Raw genomic sequence first — 18,302 nt, 5'->3', positions numbered from 1 at the left:
ATGCAGACCTCCGTCCTCAACTCACCCCATGCGTCCTGAACCAGGCCAAGGCGCGCTTCCAGCCGTCCTCAGCTGCCTCCTTGCGGAAACTGGCGCGGTAGTCGGCGTGGAAAGCGTGCGGCGCATCCGGGTAGATCACGAATTCGGATGCCTTGGCCGCAGAAGAGCCCTCTTTGAGAGCCGCTTTCATCTTATCAACCGTGTCAAGGGGTATGCCGCCATCTTTTTCACCATACAGCCCCAGCACCGGTGCCTTGAGAATGGGAGCGATGTCCACCGCGTGCTTGGGCGTGTTCTGCGTGGAGTCGCCCACCAGACGCCCGTACCACGCCACGCCCGCCTTGACCGGGCCATGCGCCGAGTACAGCCAGGTGATGCGCCCACCCCAGCAGAAGCCCGTGATGCCGAGCTTGCCGATGTCGCCGCCATTGGCTGCGGCCCATTTCACCGTCGCGTCCAGATCCGCCATGACCTGCGCATCGGGCACCTTGGAGATCACCTCGCTCTGGATCTTCGCGATCTCGCCGTAGGACATCGGATCACCCTGCCGCGCGAACAGATCGGGCGCGATCGCCATGTAGCCTTCCTTCGCGAAACGGCGGCAGGTGTCGGCGATGTAGTCGTGCACCCCGAAGATCTCGGAGATCACCAGAATCACCGGCGCGTTCTTCTTGTCCTTGGGCGCGGCGCGGTAGGCGTTGACCTGAAAGCCGTTCACGTCGAACTGCACGTCGCCCACGGTGAGGCCCTCCGCCGACGTCTTGATCGCCGTCTGCGCACAGACCGGCACCACCGCCGCCGCATACCCCACGCCCAGCGCCACTTTCAGCGCCGTGCGGCGCGACGCGCCCGCTTCGCTGGATTGGCCGGGCAACAACGCGTCGAAGTCGCGCTTCATGTCATCATGATTCATGCTCTGTCTCCTGAGGAAGTGAACGTGGTGGATGCGATGTGGATCAGTCTACATTCCCGCACGACGGGCCGGATGTTTGGCCCCGCGAGCTCTGGCTATTTCACGACGTTTCCGTGACCGCTCCGTCACCGCCCCAGGAGGACGGATCAGGGCTCCAGCGCGTTGGTCTGCCCTGTGGTTCACCGCTCTCCACTTCAAACAGCGCCTTCACCAGCTCGCCCAGATCCACGCCGAGCGCCTCACGCGCTGCCGCGTCGCCGCCATCGAGTGCGTCGGCCGCATTCGCGAACCGCGCGAACTGCGGCCAGTCGGCGGACAGGTGCCTGACCAGCAACTGCGCCAGATCGTAGGACAGCATGTTGCCCTCATCAGGCCGATGAAACGAATGCCCGGCCCAGAACTCCTGGATCGTGCGCTCGTTCCAGAACTTGCGGTGCATGGCGTCGCGCTGCCTGGATGTATGCCGCTGGTTCGGTCCCCCGCTCAGGTGAGCCTCGGTGTTCACCGCAAGACCTTCATTGAGCCACAGCGGAATCGACAGATGCGTGAGGCTGGCATGCGTCAGTTCGTGCACGATGGTCGGCTCGATGTCTTTGAGATCATTGGCCTTGCGCGTCACGAAATGCCCGCAGCCGTCATTGATGAACATGCCTGCGCTGAACGCGAACTCGCCCTCCTGCGGGTAGTAGCGTGAGACATAGTCGTAGTAGGTCTCCTCGTCATCGAAGACCACCAGAATGTCGTAGCCACACTCCCCGGGCGCTTCGGCCACACCGTCGAGCACCGTGACGATGCGCTGCTGCGCCGCATTGATGAACTGCGCCGCAGCCACTGCCACCACGCCCTCCAGGCTCGACAGCACAATCGCACTGCCGCGCCGCACCAGCCGGTAATGGGGCCCAAGCGCCGCGCGCAGATGCACCAGCCACGCCACCTCGATCTCGCCCCAGACCCGATCACGCTCGGCCGCATCCCGAATCCCGGCGGTCCATTCCAGCACCGCGTCCCAATCGGGCACCGGCAGGCCCTGCTCGACAATCAGCAACTTTTCGAAATCGAGCGGCGACACGCCTGCCGCCTCGATCATGCGCGGCAGCTCGGCCGCGCTGTCGGCCTCGGCCTTGTCTGTGGTTGGCGCCGACGCTGCGGAAGGCAGCAGCCGGCCAAGCAATTTCTGGAACATGAAATCAGGCGTCGATGCGCGTTGAATGCGGGAAATGTTCCGTGCATCGTATCAACCCGCCAGCCGCCTTGCCCGTCAGCGCGCGTCGTGCGAATGAATCTGCAGCGCCTCCAGAAACCGCGACACCATGTTGTAGGCCGCCACGGTGGCGGTCAGCTCCACCATCTGCTGCGGTGCGAAATGGCTTGAAACCGCGGCGAACACATCGTCCGTCACCTGCACGTCGCGCGTCATCGCGTCCGTATAGGCGAGCACCGAGCGCTCCGAATCGCTGAACAGCGCGGCATGTGTTGACCAGTCGGAGAGCGCATCAAGCTGCGCCTGCGTCATCCCCTCCTTGAGCGCGATGGGAGCGTGCTGATCGGCCTCGTAGGGCGCTCGGTTGAGATGGGCCACGCGCATGATCACCATCTCGCGCAGGGCGCCATCAAGCGTGGACTTCTGGCGGATCGCGGTCAGATAGCTGAGCCAGCCTTCCGCGACCGACGGGCTGTTGAGCAGCATCTGATAGAGATGCAGGATGCCCCCGCGCTCGGCGATGATGCGGTCGGCCAGCGGCTTGACGGCAGGGTTGGCGGGATCGGCGTAGGGAATGCGTGCCATGGTTTCTGTGCTCCTTGAATCAACCCAGTGCTGTATTCATCCAAATCACGATGGCAAGAGTCAGCACGACCACTGCTGCAAGAAGCACCACCCCCACCAGTACGCGAAGCGGTGAAAATCGTGATCTCGTTCCAGGCCGCTGAATGCCGAACAACAACGTACCCCGCCCCTCCCCCAACAAGGTGACTGGCAACGCGCCCACGGCAAGCATCAGCCAATCGTCCGCATTGCTCGGATGTCTGGGCCAATTCATCACAAGCCAGCAAAGAACGGCCAACCCACTGAACGCGAAATACCAAGCAACAAAACGCAGGAATCGCATGAGTTCAGCAGGTTGTCATCTTGTGACGGCAGCGCCTCAGTGCGCCTTCTCCCAATTCGGCCCAAAGCCCACTTCCGCGAGCAGCGGCACCTTGAGCTGGGCGATGTCGGCCATCATGCGCGGCACCTCGGTGCGCACCCAGTCGACTTCCGACTCGGGCAGCTCGAACACCAGTTCGTCGTGCACCTGCATGATCATCAGCACGCCGGGCTTCTTCGCGTCAAGTTCCTTCTGCACCGCGACCATCGCCATCTTGATGAGGTCGGCCGCCGTGCCCTGCATGGGCGCGTTGATGGCGGCGCGCTCGGCACCGGCGCGGCGCGGGCCGTTGGGCGAGTTGATCTCGGGGAGGTACAGGCGGCGGCCGAAGACCGTCTCCACATAGCCCTGCGCCTTGGCCTGCAGCTTGGTTTCGTCCATGTACTGCTTCACGCCGGGATAGCGCTGGAAGTAGCGGTCGATGTAGGCTGCCGCGGCCTTGGTTTCGATGCCGAGGTTCTTGGCGAGACCGAAGCTGCTCATGCCGTAGATGAGGCCGAAGTTGATGACCTTGGCATAGCGGCGCTGTTCGCTCGTGACCTGATCGACGCTGACGCCGAACACCTCCGCGGCGGTCGCCTTGTGCACGTCGATGCCGTCGTGGAAGGCGCGCAGGAGCGACTCGTCGCCGCTGATGTGCGCCATGATGCGCAGCTCGATCTGGCTGTAGTCGGCGCTGGCGATCACGCGGCCTTCGGGCGCGACGAAGGCCTCGCGCACGCGGCGGCCTTCGGGTGTGCGCACGGGAATGTTCTGCAGGTTCGGATCGTTGCTCGACAGACGCCCCGTCACCGCCACGGCCTGCGCATAGTGTGTGTGCACGCGGCCCCTGGCATCGGCGAGCTGCGCGATCTTGTCGGTGTAGGTGCCTTTCAGTTTGCTGAGGCTGCGGTGCTCGAGCAGCTTGGCGGGCAGCGGATAATCCTCGGCCAGCTTTTCCAGCACTTCCTCGTCGGTCGAACGCGCGCCGGTGGCGGTCTTCTTCACGACCGGCATGCCGAGCTTGTCAAAGAAGATTTCGCCGAGCTGCTTGGGGCTGGCCAGATTGAAGGGCTGGCCCGCGATCTCGTAGGCTTCGGATTCAAGCTGCACGATGCGCTGACCAAGGTCGTTGCTCTGCCTGGCAAGCTCGGCCGCGTCGATCAGCACACCATTGCGCTCGATGCGGAACAGCACTTCGCTGGTCTGCATTTCCAGCTCATAGATGCCGCGCAGCTTGTCGTCGGCTTCGAGCTGCGGCCACAGCACGCTGTGCACGTCGAGCGTCTGGTCCGAGTCTTCGCACGAATACGCAGCCGCCTTCTCCACCGGCACCTGCGAGAACGGAATCTGCTTGGCGCCCTTGCCGCACAGGTCTTCATACGTGATGCCGCTGCGGCCCGTGTGGCGGTCGGCCAGGCTGGAAAGACCGTGCGGCTTGTGCACCTCGAGCACATAGCTTTCGAGCATGGTGTCGTGCTGATATCCGCGCACGTCGATGCCCTCATTGGCGAACACGTGGCGGTCGTACTTGATGTGCTGACCGAGCTTCTTCTTCGACTCGTCTTCGAGCCAGGGCTTGAGCCTGGCGAGCACCAGATCGAGCGCCAGTTGCTCGGGCGCGTCGGGGCCGTCATGCGCCACCGGCACATAGGCCGCCGTGCCCGGCTCCACGCTGAAGCTGATGCCGACGATGCGCGCCTGCTGCTCGTCGAGCGAGGTGGTTTCGGTATCGATGGCCGTGAGCCTGGCGGCGTCGATCTTCGCGATCCAGCGGTCAAGTTCCGCTTCGGTCAGCAGCGTTTCGTAGACCACGTCGCGGTGCTGGGCCTGCACGGCGATCTCGGTGGTGATGGCGTCTTCGGTCGAGAAGAGATCATTCTGCCCATCATCCGCCGCCTGCTTGGCCTGCTTCGTTGAAGACGCTGGCTTGTCCACCGCGCCGAGCGCGCGCGCGAGGCCCTTGAAGCCGTATTTTTCGTAGAACGGCAGCAACTGCGCACCGTCGGGCTCGCCCAGCGTGATCGCGTCAAGCGCCGGCAGGCCGGCAACGTAGTCTTCCAGCTCGCAATCCGTCTTCATCGTGACCAACTGGCGGCTGAGCGCGAGCTGGCCGGAGGCGATGGCGTCGCGCAGGTTCTGCCCCGCCACGCCCTTGATGTCGGCGGCGTTCTCGATCAGCTTGTCGAGCGAGCCGTATTCGAGCAGCCACTTCGATGCCGTCTTGGGGCCGACCTTGGTGACGCCGGGCACGTTGTCCACGGTGTCGCCGACCAGCGCCTGAAAGTCGATCATCAGCGAGGGCGGCACGCCGAACTCCTCGGTCACGCCCGCCACGTCGCGCTTCTTGCCGTTCATGGTGTCGATGATGGTGATGCGCTCGTTGACCAGCTGCGACAGGTCCTTGTCGCCGCTCGAGACCACCACGTCGATGCCCTGCTCGGCGGCAATGCGCGCGAGCGTGGCGATCACGTCGTCGGCCTCGACCTTGGGCACCGCCACGACCTTCCAGCCGAGCATCCGCACCACGTCGTGGATCGGATCGATCTGCGAGCGCAAGTCATCGGGCATGGGCGCGCGCTGCGCCTTGTATTCGGTGTAGATCTCGTCGCGAAAGGTCGGGCCGCTCGCGTCGAACACGCAGACCGCGTAGTCGGCCGTCACTTCTTTGCGCAGCGCCTGCATCATGTTGATCATGCCGCGAATCGCGCCGGTAGCCGCGCTCGTCGGATCGCCCGGCACGGCACGCAGGTCGGGCATGGCGTGGAAGGCGCGATAAAGGTAGCTGGAACCGTCGACCAGCACCAGTGTCTTGGAATTGCTCATGTCGCCATTGTGCCGCGCCATGGCCGTCTGGCGCAGGGCCCGGTTGAGCCCGCACAGCCATCACGGCACAAAAAATGACAAATCGGTGAGCGCCCGCTCTACAATTGCGCCTATGAGCGCCGCCAAAGTCACCTCCTTCGCCCTGCTGCTGACCGTTCTGGCCAGCGGAGCCGCCCTCGCCCAGACCCCGTCTGCGGCGCCCGCAGAACTCAGCCCCGCGCAGGTGGAGTCGCTCTCCCGGCAGGAGGCTCAGGAAGAACAGGCGGAAGGCCGCAAGAACCAGCGCATCGAACGCCTCACCGTGGAAGACGGCGGCAGCCGCGTCGATGAACTGCGCGTGGGCGGTCAGACCAAGAGCATCACGGTCAAGCCCAAGTCCGCCGAAGGTGGCATCCCCGAATACGAGGTGATTCCCAACAACGGCGTGCGTGATGCCGGCCCGAGCAAGGCCGGTGCAGACTCGTTCCAGGCACCCCGCGTCTGGACACTGCGCAAATTCTGATCGCGCTTCATAGGGGCAAATTCCGTGGCCCTGCACTCAGATTTGGCCGACTGACGGCACAATAGCGGGTTTTGCGCGATGCAGGCTGGCCTTCGGGCCCTGTGCCGGTTTCGCGGTTTCTTCATCTCACCTCTGTATTCCTGCTGATCCATGGCCGTCTTCACCGAAGTCTCCAACAAAGAGGCGCGCGAATTGCTGCGCCGGTTGCAACTGGGCACGTTGAAGGAGCTGCGTGGCATCGAGGGCGGCATCGAGAACACCAACTACTTTCTCACCTCGGATCAGGGTGAGTTCGTGCTCACGCTGTTCGAGCGCCTCACGGCGGAGCAACTGCCGTTCTACCTGCACCTGATGAAACATCTGGCGCACGGCGGCATTCCCGTGCCCGACCCTGCGGCCAACAAGAGCGGCGACATCCTGCACAGCGTGGCGGGCAAGCCTGCCGCCGTGGTCAACAAGCTGCGCGGCAAGAGCCAGCTCGCCCCCGAGGCCGTGCACTGCGCTGCCGTTGGCGCGACGCTTGCGCGCATGCATCTGGCGGGCCGCGACTACGACCGCGTCCAACCCAATCTCCGCAGCCTGCCCTGGTGGAACGAGACCGTGCCGGTCGTGCTGCCGCACATCGGCGAGGAGCAGAAGCAACTGCTGCAGTCCGAACTGGCCTACCAGAACCACATCGCGGAATCCTCGGAATACACCGCCCTGCCGCGTGGTCCGGTGCATGCCGACCTGTTCCGAGACAACGTGATGTTCGACGGCGAGGAGCTCACCGGCTTCTTTGACTTCTATTTCGCGGGCGTGGACACCTGGCTGTTCGACCTCTCGGTGTGCCTGAACGACTGGTGCATCGACCTGCCCACCGGCGTGCACGACGCCGCACGCGCCAAGGCCATGCTCGACGCCTACCAGTCCGTGCGCCCACTGACTGCGGCCGAACGCACCCTGCTGCCCGCAATGCTGCGTGCGGGCGCGCTGCGTTTCTGGATCTCGCGCCTGTGGGACTTCTACCTGCCGCGCGAGGCGTCGATGCTCACGCCGCACGACCCCACGCACTTCGAACGCGTGCTGCGCGAACGCATCGCGCATCCGATTGTTCCGTGACGCTATCCTGAGGCGCTTGACTCGATAGACAGGCAATCCGCCATAGCCCTGAATTGCCACGGGGCGTGGCGACTTGGGGTACAGTCCCTGCCTGAACGTGCCCACAGGCTGCCAACGTCCCCTCGGCGATCCCAAGCCACCGTCATGACGTGGCCCAGACGCACGCACACATCCACGTTTTCCCATGAAACTGCATATTGTTCCGGCTCGCACTGGCGTTGATTGGGTTCGTCAGGGCATACGCGTCTTCTGGCGCCAGCCGCTGGCGCTCACCCTGCTGTTCTTCACGACCACGGCGGCCATGTCGCTGCTGTCCGTGCTGCCCCTGATCGGCCCAGCCATCGCGCTCGCGCTCCTGCCGGCCGCCACGCTGGTGATGATGGAGGCGGCTGCGGAAACCAGTCTCGGCCGCATCCCCACGCCCGCGCTCATCGTCCACGCCTTTCGCACCGGCCGCCAGCGGCTCGGGGCGCTCGCCGTGCTGGGCGGGATCTACGCGCTGCTGTTTCTGCTGATCATCGGCCTGGCGTCCCTCGCGGACGCTGGACAGTTCGCACGCGTGTACTTCGGCGTCGAACCGCTCACGCAGGAAGTGGCGACAAGCAGCGGCTTCGTCGTCGCCACCTGGATCGTGATGGGTCTGTACGTGCCCCTGTCCATGCTGTTCTGGCATGCGCCCGGCCTCGTGCACTGGCACAACGTGCCGCCGGTGAAGGCCCTGTTCTTCAGCGCCGTGGCCTGCGCGCGCAACATCGGCGCGTTCACGCTCTTCAGCATCGTATGGTTCGGCGTGTTCATCGGCGCGGGCATCGTCGTGAGCCTCGTGGTCACGCTGCTGGCCGTCGCGGGCCTTGGCAACGCCATCGTCGCCGCCATGATGATCGCCTCGGCTCTGGTGCTGGCCTCGATGTTCTTCACGTCCATCGTCTTCACCTTCCGAGACAACTTCGAGCCGCCCGAGCGGCCCAACACACAAAACGCGCAGAACGCGCGGAACACCGAGTTCATCGACTGAGCACCAAAAGCAAAACGCCCGACACATGTTCGGGCGTTTTTCATGAGGCCTGCAAATCGCTAGAGGCTGGAGGCTGGAGATCAGAACGTGCCTGGGTAGAGGCCGCCGTCCGCCAGGATGTTCTGCCCCGTGATGTAGCCTGCGTGCGCGCTGCACAGGAAGGCGCAGATCGCGCCGAATTCTTCCGGAGTGCCGAAGCGCTTGGCGGGCACCTGCGCGCTGGCCTGCGCGCGCGCCTCGTCCTGCGACTTGCCGGACTTCTGGGCGGCCGCGCTGATCGTGGAGGCGAGGCGGTCGGTGTCGAACTTGCCGGGCAGCAGGTTGTTGACCGTCACGCCCTTGCCCGCGATGGAGCTGCGCGCCAGACCGGCCACGAAGCCCGTCAGCCCGCTGCGCGCGCCGTTGGACAGACCCAGAATGTCGATCGGCGCCTTCACCGCGCTCGAGGTGATGTTGACGATGCGGCCAAACCCGCGCGCCGCCATGCCGTCCACGGTGGTCTTGATCATCTCGATGGGCGTGAGCATGTTGGCGTCCACCGCCTTGATCCACGCGTCGCGGTCCCAGCTGCGGAAGTCGCCTGTCGGCGGGCCGCCCGCGTTCGTGACCACGATGTCGAAATCGACACCCGGCCCGCCCGCAGCGGAAAACGCGGCCTCGCGGCCGGCCTGCGTGGTGATGTCCGCCGCCACGGCGATCACCTTCGCACCATGCGCGGCGCGCGTGCGCAACCTTTGGGCAGCCGCCTCGATGGCGTCCGCCGTACGCGCGACGACCACCACGTTCACGCCCTCGCTCACCAGCGCATCGGCGCAGCCAAACCCGAGGCCCTTGCTCGCACCCGACACCAGCGCGAAGCGCCCTGCAATTCCGAGATCCATGTTGATTTCTCCTGATGATTCCAGTGGAATACTAGCCGCTGCCGCGCACGCCCGCGCGCGTGAAAACGAATATCCCGGCGATCACCAGCACCGTGCCAAGCGCGATGCCGGTGGTGAACGGTTCATCGAGCAGCCACACGCCCATGAGCACCGTCGACAGCGGTCCGATCAGCCCCATCTGCGACACCATGGCCGAACCGATGCGCTCGATCGCCATCATCGTGAGCAACACCGGCACCACCGTGCAGAGCACCGCGTTGAGCACCGACAGCCAGATCACCTGCGGCGCCACGGTGAACGCCGCCGACATCGGCCGGAGCAGCAGAAACTGCAGAATGCAGCAGATGCAGGCCACCGACGTCGCCAGCCCCACGAGCCGCAGCGCCCCGATGCGCCGCACCATCTCGCCGCTGTAGACCAGATAGATGGCATAGCTCACCGCCGAGAGAAACACGAGGAACACGCCCCAGACCACGCTGCTGCCGGCGACCTTCACCTCCTGCCCGAACACCGCGAGCACTCCCAGATAGCTGACGAACATGCCGAAGGCCTGCACCTTGGTGATGCCGCGTCGATACAGCAACCAGCCGAGCGCAACCACCAGCGTCGGCGTGAGATACAGGATCAGGCGCTCCAGTCCCGCAGTGATGTAGGCGAGCCCCGCAAAGTCGAGAAAGCTCGCCAGGTAGTAGCCCGACACGCCAAGCCCGATGACCCCGAGCCAGTCCCGCCGCATGAGCTGCGGCTTGCCCCGGCTCGACCACACGGCCATCGCCACGAAGAACGGCAGCGCAAACAGCATCCGGTACATGATCAGCGTGACCGCATCCACCCCGTGCCGATACGCCAGCTTGACGATGATGGCCTTGCCGCTGAATGCAATCGCGCCCACCATGCCCAGCGCAATGCCAACGGCGAGGCCCTTGGCAGGAGTGGCTGAAGGGGAGGAAGAGGAGACGGAAGTCACGGGGAAAACAATAGCTGGGTTGCAGCCCATTATGAGTGCCCAGACACGAGCACCCCGTCCGCAGAGCGACATCCCAGCCATCGCCAACAGGAACAGCACGATGCGGATGCCCTCGAATCCCCGTCGTAGCGGGCCAACGACGCAGGCGGAGCGCCTCCATCCACCACCCCAGCGTCGAGAAATGCTTTCAGGCCAAGCGTCGCCGACGAAGACCACCCCTACGGCAAGGAGGCGCGACAACGCATGAACGCATTTCTCGGCGCCCCTGCACTGACATCCGATCGCAGCCAAAGGCAGCGTTATCCCCCACAGGCAAACACAACACAGAAAAAGAAAAACCCCGGTCTTTCGACCGGGGTTTTCAAGGGAGAGATCGCGTAATCACTCCATCAGTCTTCGACGAAGGCTTCCTCACGCTTCTTGCTCACGGCTGGCAGCAGCACGATGATCAACAGCAGCAGAGCGGCGGCCAGCAGACCTGCGGAGATCGGACGTGTCACGAACACGCTCCAGTCACCACGCGAAAGCAGCAGCGCACGACGCAGGTTTTCTTCCATCATTGGGCCCAGGATGAAGCCCAGCAGCAGCGGCGCAGGTTCCACGCCCAGCTTGTAGAACAGATAACCGATGAAACCGAAGGCACCGACCAGCCACACGTCGAACGTGTTGTTGTTGGTGGAGTACACGCCGATCGCACAGAACAGCACGATGGACGGGAACAGCCAGCGATAAGGCACGGTCAGCAGCTTGATCCACATGCCGATCAGCGGCAGGTTCAGAATCACCAGCATCGCATTGCCGATCCACATCGAAGCGATCAGGCCCCAGAACAGTTCCGGGTTGCTCGTCATCACCTGAGGACCAGGCTGGATGTTGTGGATGGTCATCGCACCGACCATCAGCGCCATCACGGCGTTGGGTGGAATGCCCAGTGTCAGCAGAGGAATGAACGAAGTCTGCGAACCAGCATTGTTGGCCGACTCGGGAGCCGCCACACCACGGATGTTGCCTTGGCCGAATGGAACTTCACCGGGCTTGAGCTTGGTCTTCTTTTCGAGCGTGTAAGCAGCGAAAGCGGACAGCAGAGCGCCACCACCTGGCAGGATACCCAGAGCAGAGCCCAGAGCGGTACCGCGGATCATCGCGGGGAACATGCGCTTGAAGTCTTCCTTGGTGGGGAACAGGCCCTGCACCTTGGCAGTGAACACTTCGCGCTCATCGTCGGCCTTGGACAGGTTGGCAATGATTTCACCGTAACCGAACACACCCATCGCGATCACGACGAAGTTGATGCCGTCGGTCAGTTCAGGAATGTCGAACGAGTAACGAGCCACACCGGAGTTCACGTCGGTACCGACCAGACCCAGCAGCAGGCCCAGCACGATCATACCGACGGCCTTGAGCAGCGAGCCCGAAGCCAGCACCACAGCACCGATCAGACCCAGCACCATCAGCGAGAAGTATTCGGCAGGGCCGAACTTGAAGGCCACTTCGGTCAGCGGAGGAGCGAAGGCCGCCAGAATCAGGGTACCCACGCAGCCTGCGAAGAACGAGCCGATGCCGGCCGCCGCAAGCGCAGGTCCCGCTCGGCCTTTTCGGGCCATCTGGTAGCCGTCGATCACGGTCACCACGGAGGACGATTCACCTGGCAGGTTCACCAGAATGGCGGTGGTGGAGCCACCGTACTGCGCGCCGTAGTAAATACCGGCCAGCATGATCAGCGCGGCCACGGGAGGCAGCGCGTACGTTGCGGGCAGCAGCATGGCGATGGTGGCCACGGGGCCCACGCCTGGCAGCACGCCGATCAGAGTTCCGAGCAGACAGCCGATGAAGCAGTAGATCAGATTCTGGAAAGTGAATGCGACGCCGAAGCCCGTCGACAAGTTTTGTATCAGGTCCATGTTCTAGTGTCTCCAATCAACCCGCAATGAAGCTAGGCCACACAGGGAATTGCAGGTTGAGCGCCCACACGAACGCCACATAGCTGCCTGCGGCGAGCACGGTTGCGAGGATGAACACTTCCTTGAAATTGAAGGTACTGCCCGCCAGGCTGGCCATGAAGGTCAGGCCGTAGATGGCGATGATCAGGCCCATGGCCGGGATGCCCACGGAAGGCAGGCCCGCCAGCAGCAGACCGAACACCAGGTTGGCACCGATGATGAAGACGATCTGCCTCCATGCCCACTTGCCGACTGGGTCACCACCTTCGGTCTCGACCACGGTGGCCTTGAACATGATGATGGCGCCGATGATGGCAAGAATGACGCCCAGCAGCAGCGGGAAATAGCCCGGGCCCATACGGGCGCCCGAACCCACGCTGTACGTAGTGGCGCCCCAGGCGAAACCACCTCCGACGGCAAGGAACATCAGGCCGGCAAAGAAATCTTTCTGGCTCTTTATTTTCACAAACAAGTCTCCCGAGAAAAGGATAACGACCAGCGGATTGTCAGTTGCACGTCAGTGCAAATCGATGTGGATTCCACCTACACCCGGATACAAGTTTTCCCTAAGAGACAAGCGGCCTGCGAGCGTGTTGCACTGCTGGATAAGCTACGTAGTAACACGCAGCTCTCCTGCGAGACGAAGCGACATCGACAAGCTCGCTGACGAATCATTCAAACCTTCGTGCCCCTATTCCGCAGGTTCGCGCTCGGATTTGCGAAAGGCTCGATTGCGAAAAAACAAACGCCGCGTTGGTTTCACCAACACGGCGTTCCTGCTGCACTCTCTCGGCCTGCGGCCTCGCCGTGATCACTCCAGCGGCGGAGTCGCCGCGATGACCTCGTCCATCGTCGTCACGCCCTCGGCAGCGCGCATCGCGCCCGCGAGCCGCAGTGGGCGCATGCCATCCTTCACGCCCTGGCGGCGGATGCGGTCAATGGACGGTGACTGGTTGATCTGGTCCTTGAGTTCCTCACTCACCGTCAGCAGTTCATACAGGCCCATGCGCCCACGGAAACCCGTCATCCGGCATTCAAGACAACCGACCGGCTTGTAGGCCCGGTACTCGCCGTTGAACTTCCAGGGCTTGATGACCTCGGCCAGCGCCTCGGGCGCCGCCGCCTCGTCAGGCACCTTGCACTCCTTGCACAGTGTTCGCACCAGTCGCTGGGCCAGCACTCCGAGCAACGTCGCGTTGATGAGATAGGGAGCGACGCCCAGCTCCATCAGGCGCGAGACGGCGCTCGGCGCATCGTTGGTGTGCAGGGTCGAGAACACCAAGTGGCCGGTGAGCGCGGCCTGCACCGCCATTTCAGCGGTTTCCAGATCGCGGATTTCGCCGACCATGATGATGTCCGGGTCCTGACGCATCAACGCGCGCAGACCTTCGGCGAAGTTGAAGTCGAGCTGCGCCTGCACCTGCGTCTGGTTGAACGACGCCTCGATCATTTCGATGGGGTCTTCCACCGTGCTTACGTTCACCTCTTCGGTAGCGATGCGCTTGAGCGTTGAATACAGCGTCGTCGTCTTGCCCGAGCCCGTGGGGCCCGTCACCAGAATGATGCCGTGGGGACGCTTGACCAGCATCTCCCAGCGCTGCGCGTCGTGCGGCGGAAAGCCGAGCGCGCTCAGGTCCTTGACGGTGTTGTCCGGATCGAAGATCCGCATCACCATCTTTTCGCCGAACGCCGTGGGCAGCGTCGACAGACGCATTTCGACCTCGTCGCCGCCGGGGTTGCGGGTCTTGATGCGGCCATCCTGCGGGCGGCGCTTCTCGACCACGTCCATGCGGCCGAGCAGCTTCACCCGCGCGACCATGGCGTTGAGCACGCTCATCGGCATCTGGTAGACCACGTGCAGCACGCCGTCGATGCGAAAGCGGATCACTCCCTGCTCGCGTCGCGGCTCGAGGTGAATGTCCGATGCGCGCTGGTCGAAGGCGTATTGCCAGAGCCAGTCCACCACCCGCACCACGCCCTGGTCGTTGGCGTCGAGCTGCTTGTTGGCCTTGCCCAGCTCCACCAGCTGCTCGAAGTTGCCGCTCGCCGCGTTGCCTCCGGCCTTCTGCGCCTGCCATACGGATTTGGCGAGCGCGAAGAACTCGGCCGTGTAGCGCTTGATGTCCTCGGGATTGGCCATCACCCGCTTGACCTTGCGGCGCGACTGGCGCTCGACCTCGCCCACCCAATCGCTGATGAACGGCTCCGCCGTCGCCACCGTGATCTCGAGATTCGACGCCTGCACCGGCAGGATCTTGTGGCGCTCCGCGTAGCTTGCGCTCATGGCCTCGGACACGCGGCCCACGTCGACCTTCAGCGGATCGATGCGCAGATACGGCAGGTCGCTGTGCTGCGCCACGTATTCGGTGAGCATGTAGGTGTCCAGCGGCTTTCCGTCGCTCGCGCGCACCATGCCCACGTTGCCAAGGCGCACCAGCGGATGCTGCACGCTCTCCGCGCGCGAGCAGCGCTCGATGGTGCGCTCGGCCATCTCGGCATCGATCACGCCTTCCCGGCGCAGCCACTTGACGATGGTGCGCCAGTCGAGCGGTCCCTCATGCCTGCCGCGTGCAGGGGCTCCATTCGTGTCGGTCATCGTGCTCATGTTCCGCTCTCTTTCCATGTTCTTGTCGATGGGCTCTTGATGCATCCGCCACTCATTCCGTCGCCACTTTGACCGGCTTGAACACGCGCAGCCATTTGGGCGCGGGAAGGTCCCAGCGGGTCTTGGCTTCCTCGGCTCTGGCCATCAGCTCGGCGCGAGTCGGACGGGTGGGCGTGCGCTGCGCGAGCACGATGGTATTGCCCTCGCGCGTGGGCTTGAAGGACCAGAGCGCGTCTTCGCCAAAGGCCTCGGCGAGCTTGGCCACGCTGCTCTCGTAGCTCGACGAGCGGCCGAACAGGTTCACCGTCAGCACACCATCGTCGGTGAGCAGCGCACGGCAGTCCTTGTAGAACTCGGCGCTGTCGAGCACCGGTGCCGCCGCGTCGTGGTCATACAGGTCCACCGCCAGCGCATCCACCGTGCCCAGCCATTTGTCGTTGCGGATCTCCTCGGCCGCATCGCCGAGCACCACCTCGAGCTTGGCGCTGTCGGGCGGCAGCTTGAACCACGAGCGGCAGACGCTGATGACCTGCGGATTGAGCTCGATGACCGTGCTCTTCATGCGCAGCTTCTTCACGCAGAACTTGGTGATCGCGCCTGCCCCCAGCCCCAGCTGCATCGCGTGGCGGCGCGACACGCGCTCGGGCTCGACGAACAGCAGCCAGGCCATCATGCGCTGCACGTACTCGAGATCGATCTCGAACGGCGCTGCCATCTTCATCGATCCCTGCACCCAGGGCGTGCCCAGATGAAGATAGCGCGCCACGCCATCGTCGGAGACGCTCACCTCGGGCAGTTGGGGGGCAGCGGTTTGTTTTTTTCGGGTAGTCAACTCTTCACACCAATCCATGGGATGCCAGCGCCTCGCGCCAGGCATTCAGTTTCTTTTCAAAGCTCTGCGACGCGTTGGCCGCACTCGTGGACGGCAAACGCAGCGAAGCGATTCTGTCATCGTCGTGTAAAGCCATGCTCCTGCGAACCGCCTTCGCGTGGCGAAAGCTCTCCCCGCCATTGTGGGCGATGGCGGACAGGTGCGGGAGCTGCTTTTGCAGCGCAGCAAAATCATTCACCTGCGCGTTGCGGATGTCGGCATCCAGGCTGCCCTCGCGCTCGCAGGCGGCATACACGTCCCAGACGCCGAGACGCCGCTCCAGCAGCCACCGGCATCGCGCGGCATAGTCCGCACGGTCGGGCAAGGGATGCCCGGGCCAGAGCGCCGCGAGAATCTTCCAGAAATGATTCTGCGGATGGCCGTAGTACTGCGCCGCCCGCAGCGAGGCCACGCCCGGAAAGCTGCCCAGCACCAGCACCCGGGTCTCGGGGCTTACCAGGGGCGGCAGGCCGGTGAGCAGCGACTGCACCGACCCCGTCATGGCCGCGCATCCAGCAAGGCCGCAAGCCGTGGCAGCGCCGCTGCCGCGTTGGCGCTGCTGATGCGCGCCATCTCGCTTGCCTCGATACCGCGCAGCCCGGCCAGCACCGCACCGATCCGGGGCAACTGCGCCGGCGCATTGCGCGCCTGCGGCACGCCAGCCTCGCGCGCTTCGGCCGTAACGTAGAGCCAGTGGGGTGGAATGTCCGGCGCATCGGTCTCAAGCACCAGTGCCTCGGGCGGCAACTGCTCGGCCAGACGCCGCAGCTGCAGCGCCCGCTCGAACGTCAGCGCACCGCCAAAGCCAAGTTTGAAGCCCATCGCGATGAAGGCCTCGGCCTGCTGCAGGCTGCCGTTGAATGCATGGGCGATTCCGCCCTGCACCGGCACCTCGCGCAGATGCTTGAGCAACCGGTCGGCCGAGCGGCGCACGTGCAGGATCACCGGCAGATCGAAGCGCCGCGCCAGTTGCAGCTGCGCGCGGTAGAAATGCTCCTGCCGCGCCGGATCGAGGCCTGCAACGAAATAGTCCAGCCCGATTTCGCCCACCGCCACCAGCCGGGCATCGCGGCTCGCCTCGGCAAGCGCCGCCTCGAGCGCGGCCAGATCGCCCTGCTCGGCGCGTGGGGTGTACAGCGGATGAATGCCGAGCGCGTAACTGTCGCCCCAGCGGTGCGCGACCTCGCGCGATGCCTGCCAGTTGCCGCGCTCGACCGCCGGTATCACGCACTGCGCCACTCCTGCGCCGCGGGCTTCGGCGCGCATGGCATCGGCATGCTCCTGCCCGCCATGAACGACGAATTCGTCCAGATGGCAATGGGTGTCTATCCAGAACGGAGTGGTGGGTGCAGTCTGCATGGGGGAATGATGCCGCAGATCGGAACGCATCGGCGGCCACCGGGTCTCCCGCCGTATCGCAGATGCCATGATGTGAAGTCGCGCAACATCGGACCACTCCTTGTAAGACGAAATCCAATTCGGTGTGCGCTCCCCGGGAATCCGTGCTACTGTGGCTCTCAAGCCATCGAGAAACTCTCCTTAACTGCTTTGAAGGAGGCTCTGCGCCACAGCTCGCACGACGCAGAGGCCGCCAGCAAAGGTGCCGCATGCCCCGGATCGCCCGTTACAGCAGCTCACGCCGCGCCCCTGTCTCCGCCGCCGGGGACACGCCGCTGGTCGCTGACGCAGACGCGGCGGACGAGAGCCCCCCGCGGGCCAACCCCGAACCAGCCGAGCCCCCCTCCCCCCACACCCGCCGCCGCCCGCATGTCGCCTGGCTGCTGCTGGCGCTCGTGCTTGCGATGAACGCGGCCATGCTCGGCTTCTGGGTCCATGACCAGAAGCATCGTGCACCGCAGCAAATCACGCAGCAGGACATCGACGCGGCCGTGCTGCGCACGCTGCAGACGCAGACCCTCCCCTCGCCCACCGCCAGAGCCGCCGCCAAGATCGCGCCATCGGTCGTGCACGTGGTGAGCTACGCCCGCACCAAGCGCGGCACCGAGGTCGAGCGCGGCGAGGGCACGGGCGTGGTGGTGGTGGACACCGGCGTCATTCTCACCAACCTGCACGTGATCAACGGCGCGCGCCGCATCGCGGTCCAGTTCGCGGACGGCAGCACCTCCAACGCCGAGGTCATCAACATCCAGCCGGAGAACGACCTCGCGGTGCTCAAGGCCACCGAGCCGCCCGACGATCTGCAGGCCGCCGCCATGCGTTCCACCGAGGGCCTGAACGCGGGCGATCAGGTGATCGCGGTCGGCTTTCCGTTCGGCATTGGGCCTTCGGTGTCAGCGGGCGTGCTCTCGGGCTTCAAGCGCGAGTTCCAGTCGCCCGAAGGCAAGCAGACGCTGCGCAACCTGATCCAGTTCGACGCCGCGGCCAACCCCGGAAACTCCGGCGGGCCGCTGGTCACCATGGACGGCGAGGTCATCGGCATCGTCACCGCGATTCTCAACCCGACCTCGTCACGGACCTCGCTGGGCATCGGTTTTGCCGTGCCCATAGAAAACGCAGCCAAGGCGCTCGGCTCGCCCCCCTTCTGAACCCGCGCC

17 protein-coding genes are annotated in these 18,302 nt (G+C 64.4%); 4 read left to right on the top strand and 13 right to left on the bottom strand.

Annotation, left to right across the window (positions count from 1 at the left end):
* Nucleotides 1-16 precede the first annotated feature (16 nt).
* From ISG32_RS03015 to polA, 5 genes are all read right to left on the bottom strand, one after another.
* Complete coding sequence (locus tag ISG32_RS03015; protein ID WP_194769511.1) at nt 17-913, bottom strand: dienelactone hydrolase family protein; 897 nt, start codon at nt 911-913, stop codon at nt 17-19.
* A 100-nt stretch (nt 914-1,013) separates the two neighbouring features.
* Nucleotides 1,014-2,096 carry a hypothetical protein gene (locus tag ISG32_RS03010; protein WP_194769510.1) on the bottom strand — a complete coding sequence of 361 codons (1,083 nt, stop codon included), beginning with the start codon at nt 2,094-2,096 and terminating at the stop codon, nt 1,014-1,016.
* A gap of 75 nt (nt 2,097-2,171) precedes the next feature.
* The gene (locus tag ISG32_RS03005) at nt 2,172-2,699 is read right to left on the bottom strand and encodes a carboxymuconolactone decarboxylase family protein (protein WP_194769509.1); all 528 of its coding nucleotides are present in this window, start codon (nt 2,697-2,699) and stop codon (nt 2,172-2,174) included.
* 19 nt (nt 2,700-2,718) lie between these two features.
* Nucleotides 2,719-3,021 carry a hypothetical protein gene (locus ISG32_RS03000; RefSeq protein WP_194769508.1) on the bottom strand — a complete coding sequence of 101 codons (303 nt, stop codon included), beginning with the start codon at nt 3,019-3,021 and terminating at the stop codon, nt 2,719-2,721.
* 36 nt (nt 3,022-3,057) lie between these two features.
* Nucleotides 3,058-5,865 carry a DNA polymerase I gene (polA, locus tag ISG32_RS02995; RefSeq protein ID WP_194769507.1) on the bottom strand — a complete coding sequence of 936 codons (2,808 nt, stop codon included), beginning with the start codon at nt 5,863-5,865 and terminating at the stop codon, nt 3,058-3,060.
* 112 nt (nt 5,866-5,977) lie between these two features.
* On the opposite strand from polA, the gene ISG32_RS02990 reads away from it, so the two are divergent.
* From ISG32_RS02990 to ISG32_RS02980, 3 genes are all read left to right on the top strand, one after another.
* Complete coding sequence (locus tag ISG32_RS02990; RefSeq protein ID WP_194769506.1) at nt 5,978-6,367, top strand: hypothetical protein; 390 nt, start codon at nt 5,978-5,980, stop codon at nt 6,365-6,367.
* 150 nt (nt 6,368-6,517) lie between these two features.
* The gene (locus tag ISG32_RS02985; RefSeq protein WP_194769505.1) at nt 6,518-7,468 is read left to right on the top strand and encodes a homoserine kinase; all 951 of its coding nucleotides are present in this window, start codon (nt 6,518-6,520) and stop codon (nt 7,466-7,468) included.
* A gap of 184 nt (nt 7,469-7,652) precedes the next feature.
* Complete coding sequence (locus ISG32_RS02980; protein WP_194769504.1) at nt 7,653-8,483, top strand: BPSS1780 family membrane protein; 831 nt, start codon at nt 7,653-7,655, stop codon at nt 8,481-8,483.
* An 80-nt stretch (nt 8,484-8,563) separates the two neighbouring features.
* On the opposite strand, the gene ISG32_RS02975 is transcribed toward ISG32_RS02980, so the two are convergent.
* The 8 genes from ISG32_RS02975 to ISG32_RS02940 all read right to left on the bottom strand — a co-directional run bounded on the left by ISG32_RS02975 (nt 8,564) and on the right by ISG32_RS02940 (nt 17,106).
* A complete protein-coding gene (locus ISG32_RS02975; RefSeq protein ID WP_194769503.1) occupies nt 8,564-9,364 on the bottom strand; it encodes an SDR family oxidoreductase in 801 nt (266 codons plus the stop codon).
* A gap of 31 nt (nt 9,365-9,395) precedes the next feature.
* Nucleotides 9,396-10,361 carry a DMT family transporter gene (locus tag ISG32_RS02970; protein WP_194769502.1) on the bottom strand — a complete coding sequence of 322 codons (966 nt, stop codon included), beginning with the start codon at nt 10,359-10,361 and terminating at the stop codon, nt 9,396-9,398.
* A 359-nt stretch (nt 10,362-10,720) separates the two neighbouring features.
* Nucleotides 10,721-12,232: a tripartite tricarboxylate transporter permease gene (locus ISG32_RS02965; protein WP_194769501.1), complete on the bottom strand. Its 1,512-nt coding sequence runs from the start codon at nt 12,230-12,232 to the stop codon at nt 10,721-10,723.
* Between the two features lie 16 nt (nt 12,233-12,248).
* Nucleotides 12,249-12,737 (bottom strand): tripartite tricarboxylate transporter TctB family protein, encoded by a 489-nt coding sequence (locus ISG32_RS02960; protein ID WP_194769500.1) that lies wholly within the window; start codon nt 12,735-12,737, stop codon nt 12,249-12,251.
* A 345-nt stretch (nt 12,738-13,082) separates the two neighbouring features.
* On the bottom strand, nt 13,083-14,876 hold the full coding sequence (locus tag ISG32_RS02955; RefSeq protein WP_228529543.1) for a GspE/PulE family protein: 1,794 nt from the start codon (nt 14,874-14,876) through the stop codon (nt 13,083-13,085).
* 52 nt (nt 14,877-14,928) lie between these two features.
* Nucleotides 14,929-15,726, bottom strand: coding sequence for a spermine/spermidine synthase domain-containing protein (locus tag ISG32_RS02950; protein WP_194769499.1), 798 nt, complete (start codon nt 15,724-15,726; stop codon nt 14,929-14,931).
* The gene (locus ISG32_RS02945) at nt 15,713-16,249 is read right to left on the bottom strand and encodes a DNA-deoxyinosine glycosylase (protein ID WP_194769498.1); all 537 of its coding nucleotides are present in this window, start codon (nt 16,247-16,249) and stop codon (nt 15,713-15,715) included. The genes ISG32_RS02950 and ISG32_RS02945 overlap by 14 nt, the downstream gene beginning before the upstream one ends.
* Nucleotides 16,246-17,106, bottom strand: a complete 861-nt coding sequence (locus ISG32_RS02940; RefSeq protein WP_194769497.1) for a TatD family hydrolase — start codon at nt 17,104-17,106, stop codon at nt 16,246-16,248. Before ISG32_RS02940 ends, ISG32_RS02945 begins: the two co-directional genes overlap by 4 nt.
* A 248-nt stretch (nt 17,107-17,354) precedes the next feature.
* Here ISG32_RS02940 and ISG32_RS02935 point away from each other — a divergent pair, with 248 nt between their 5' ends.
* Nucleotides 17,355-18,293, top strand: a complete 939-nt coding sequence (locus tag ISG32_RS02935) for a S1C family serine protease (protein ID WP_194769496.1) — start codon at nt 17,355-17,357, stop codon at nt 18,291-18,293.
* Nucleotides 18,294-18,302: the final 9 nt, after the last annotated feature.

Origin of the sequence: Diaphorobacter caeni, assembly GCF_015354245.1 — a bacterium.
GTDB lineage: Bacteria > Pseudomonadota > Gammaproteobacteria > Burkholderiales > Burkholderiaceae_C > Diaphorobacter_A > Diaphorobacter_A caeni.
The sequence above is the reverse complement of the archived record's forward strand: the minus strand, read 5'-3'. Positions and strand labels throughout refer to the sequence as shown.

Excerpts from the sequence above, each read along its gene's own strand:
- ISG32_RS03015 (WP_194769511.1), bottom strand. The coding sequence starts at position 913 with ATGAATCATGATGACATGAAGCGCGACTTCGACGCGTTGTTGCCCGGC.
- ISG32_RS03010 (WP_194769510.1), bottom strand. The coding sequence starts at position 2,096 with ATGTTCCAGAAATTGCTTGGCCGGCTGCTGCCTTCCGCAGCGTCGGCG.
- ISG32_RS03005 (WP_194769509.1), bottom strand. The coding sequence starts at position 2,699 with ATGGCACGCATTCCCTACGCCGATCCCGCCAACCCTGCCGTCAAGCCG.
- ISG32_RS03000 (WP_194769508.1), bottom strand. The coding sequence starts at position 3,021 with ATGCGATTCCTGCGTTTTGTTGCTTGGTATTTCGCGTTCAGTGGGTTG.
- polA (WP_194769507.1), bottom strand. The coding sequence starts at position 5,865 with ATGAGCAATTCCAAGACACTGGTGCTGGTCGACGGTTCCAGCTACCTT.
- ISG32_RS02990 (WP_194769506.1), top strand. The coding sequence starts at position 5,978 with ATGAGCGCCGCCAAAGTCACCTCCTTCGCCCTGCTGCTGACCGTTCTG.
- ISG32_RS02985 (WP_194769505.1), top strand. The coding sequence starts at position 6,518 with ATGGCCGTCTTCACCGAAGTCTCCAACAAAGAGGCGCGCGAATTGCTG.
- ISG32_RS02980 (WP_194769504.1), top strand. The coding sequence starts at position 7,653 with ATGAAACTGCATATTGTTCCGGCTCGCACTGGCGTTGATTGGGTTCGT.
- ISG32_RS02975 (WP_194769503.1), bottom strand. The coding sequence starts at position 9,364 with ATGGATCTCGGAATTGCAGGGCGCTTCGCGCTGGTGTCGGGTGCGAGC.
- ISG32_RS02970 (WP_194769502.1), bottom strand. The coding sequence starts at position 10,361 with ATGGGCTGCAACCCAGCTATTGTTTTCCCCGTGACTTCCGTCTCCTCT.
- ISG32_RS02965 (WP_194769501.1), bottom strand. The coding sequence starts at position 12,232 with ATGGACCTGATACAAAACTTGTCGACGGGCTTCGGCGTCGCATTCACT.
- ISG32_RS02955 (WP_228529543.1), bottom strand. The coding sequence starts at position 14,876 with ATGAGCACGATGACCGACACGAATGGAGCCCCTGCACGCGGCAGGCAT.
- ISG32_RS02950 (WP_194769499.1), bottom strand. The coding sequence starts at position 15,726 with ATGGATTGGTGTGAAGAGTTGACTACCCGAAAAAAACAAACCGCTGCC.
- ISG32_RS02945 (WP_194769498.1), bottom strand. The coding sequence starts at position 16,249 with ATGACGGGGTCGGTGCAGTCGCTGCTCACCGGCCTGCCGCCCCTGGTA.
- ISG32_RS02940 (WP_194769497.1), bottom strand. The coding sequence starts at position 17,106 with ATGCAGACTGCACCCACCACTCCGTTCTGGATAGACACCCATTGCCAT.
- ISG32_RS02935 (WP_194769496.1), top strand. The coding sequence starts at position 17,355 with ATGCCCCGGATCGCCCGTTACAGCAGCTCACGCCGCGCCCCTGTCTCC.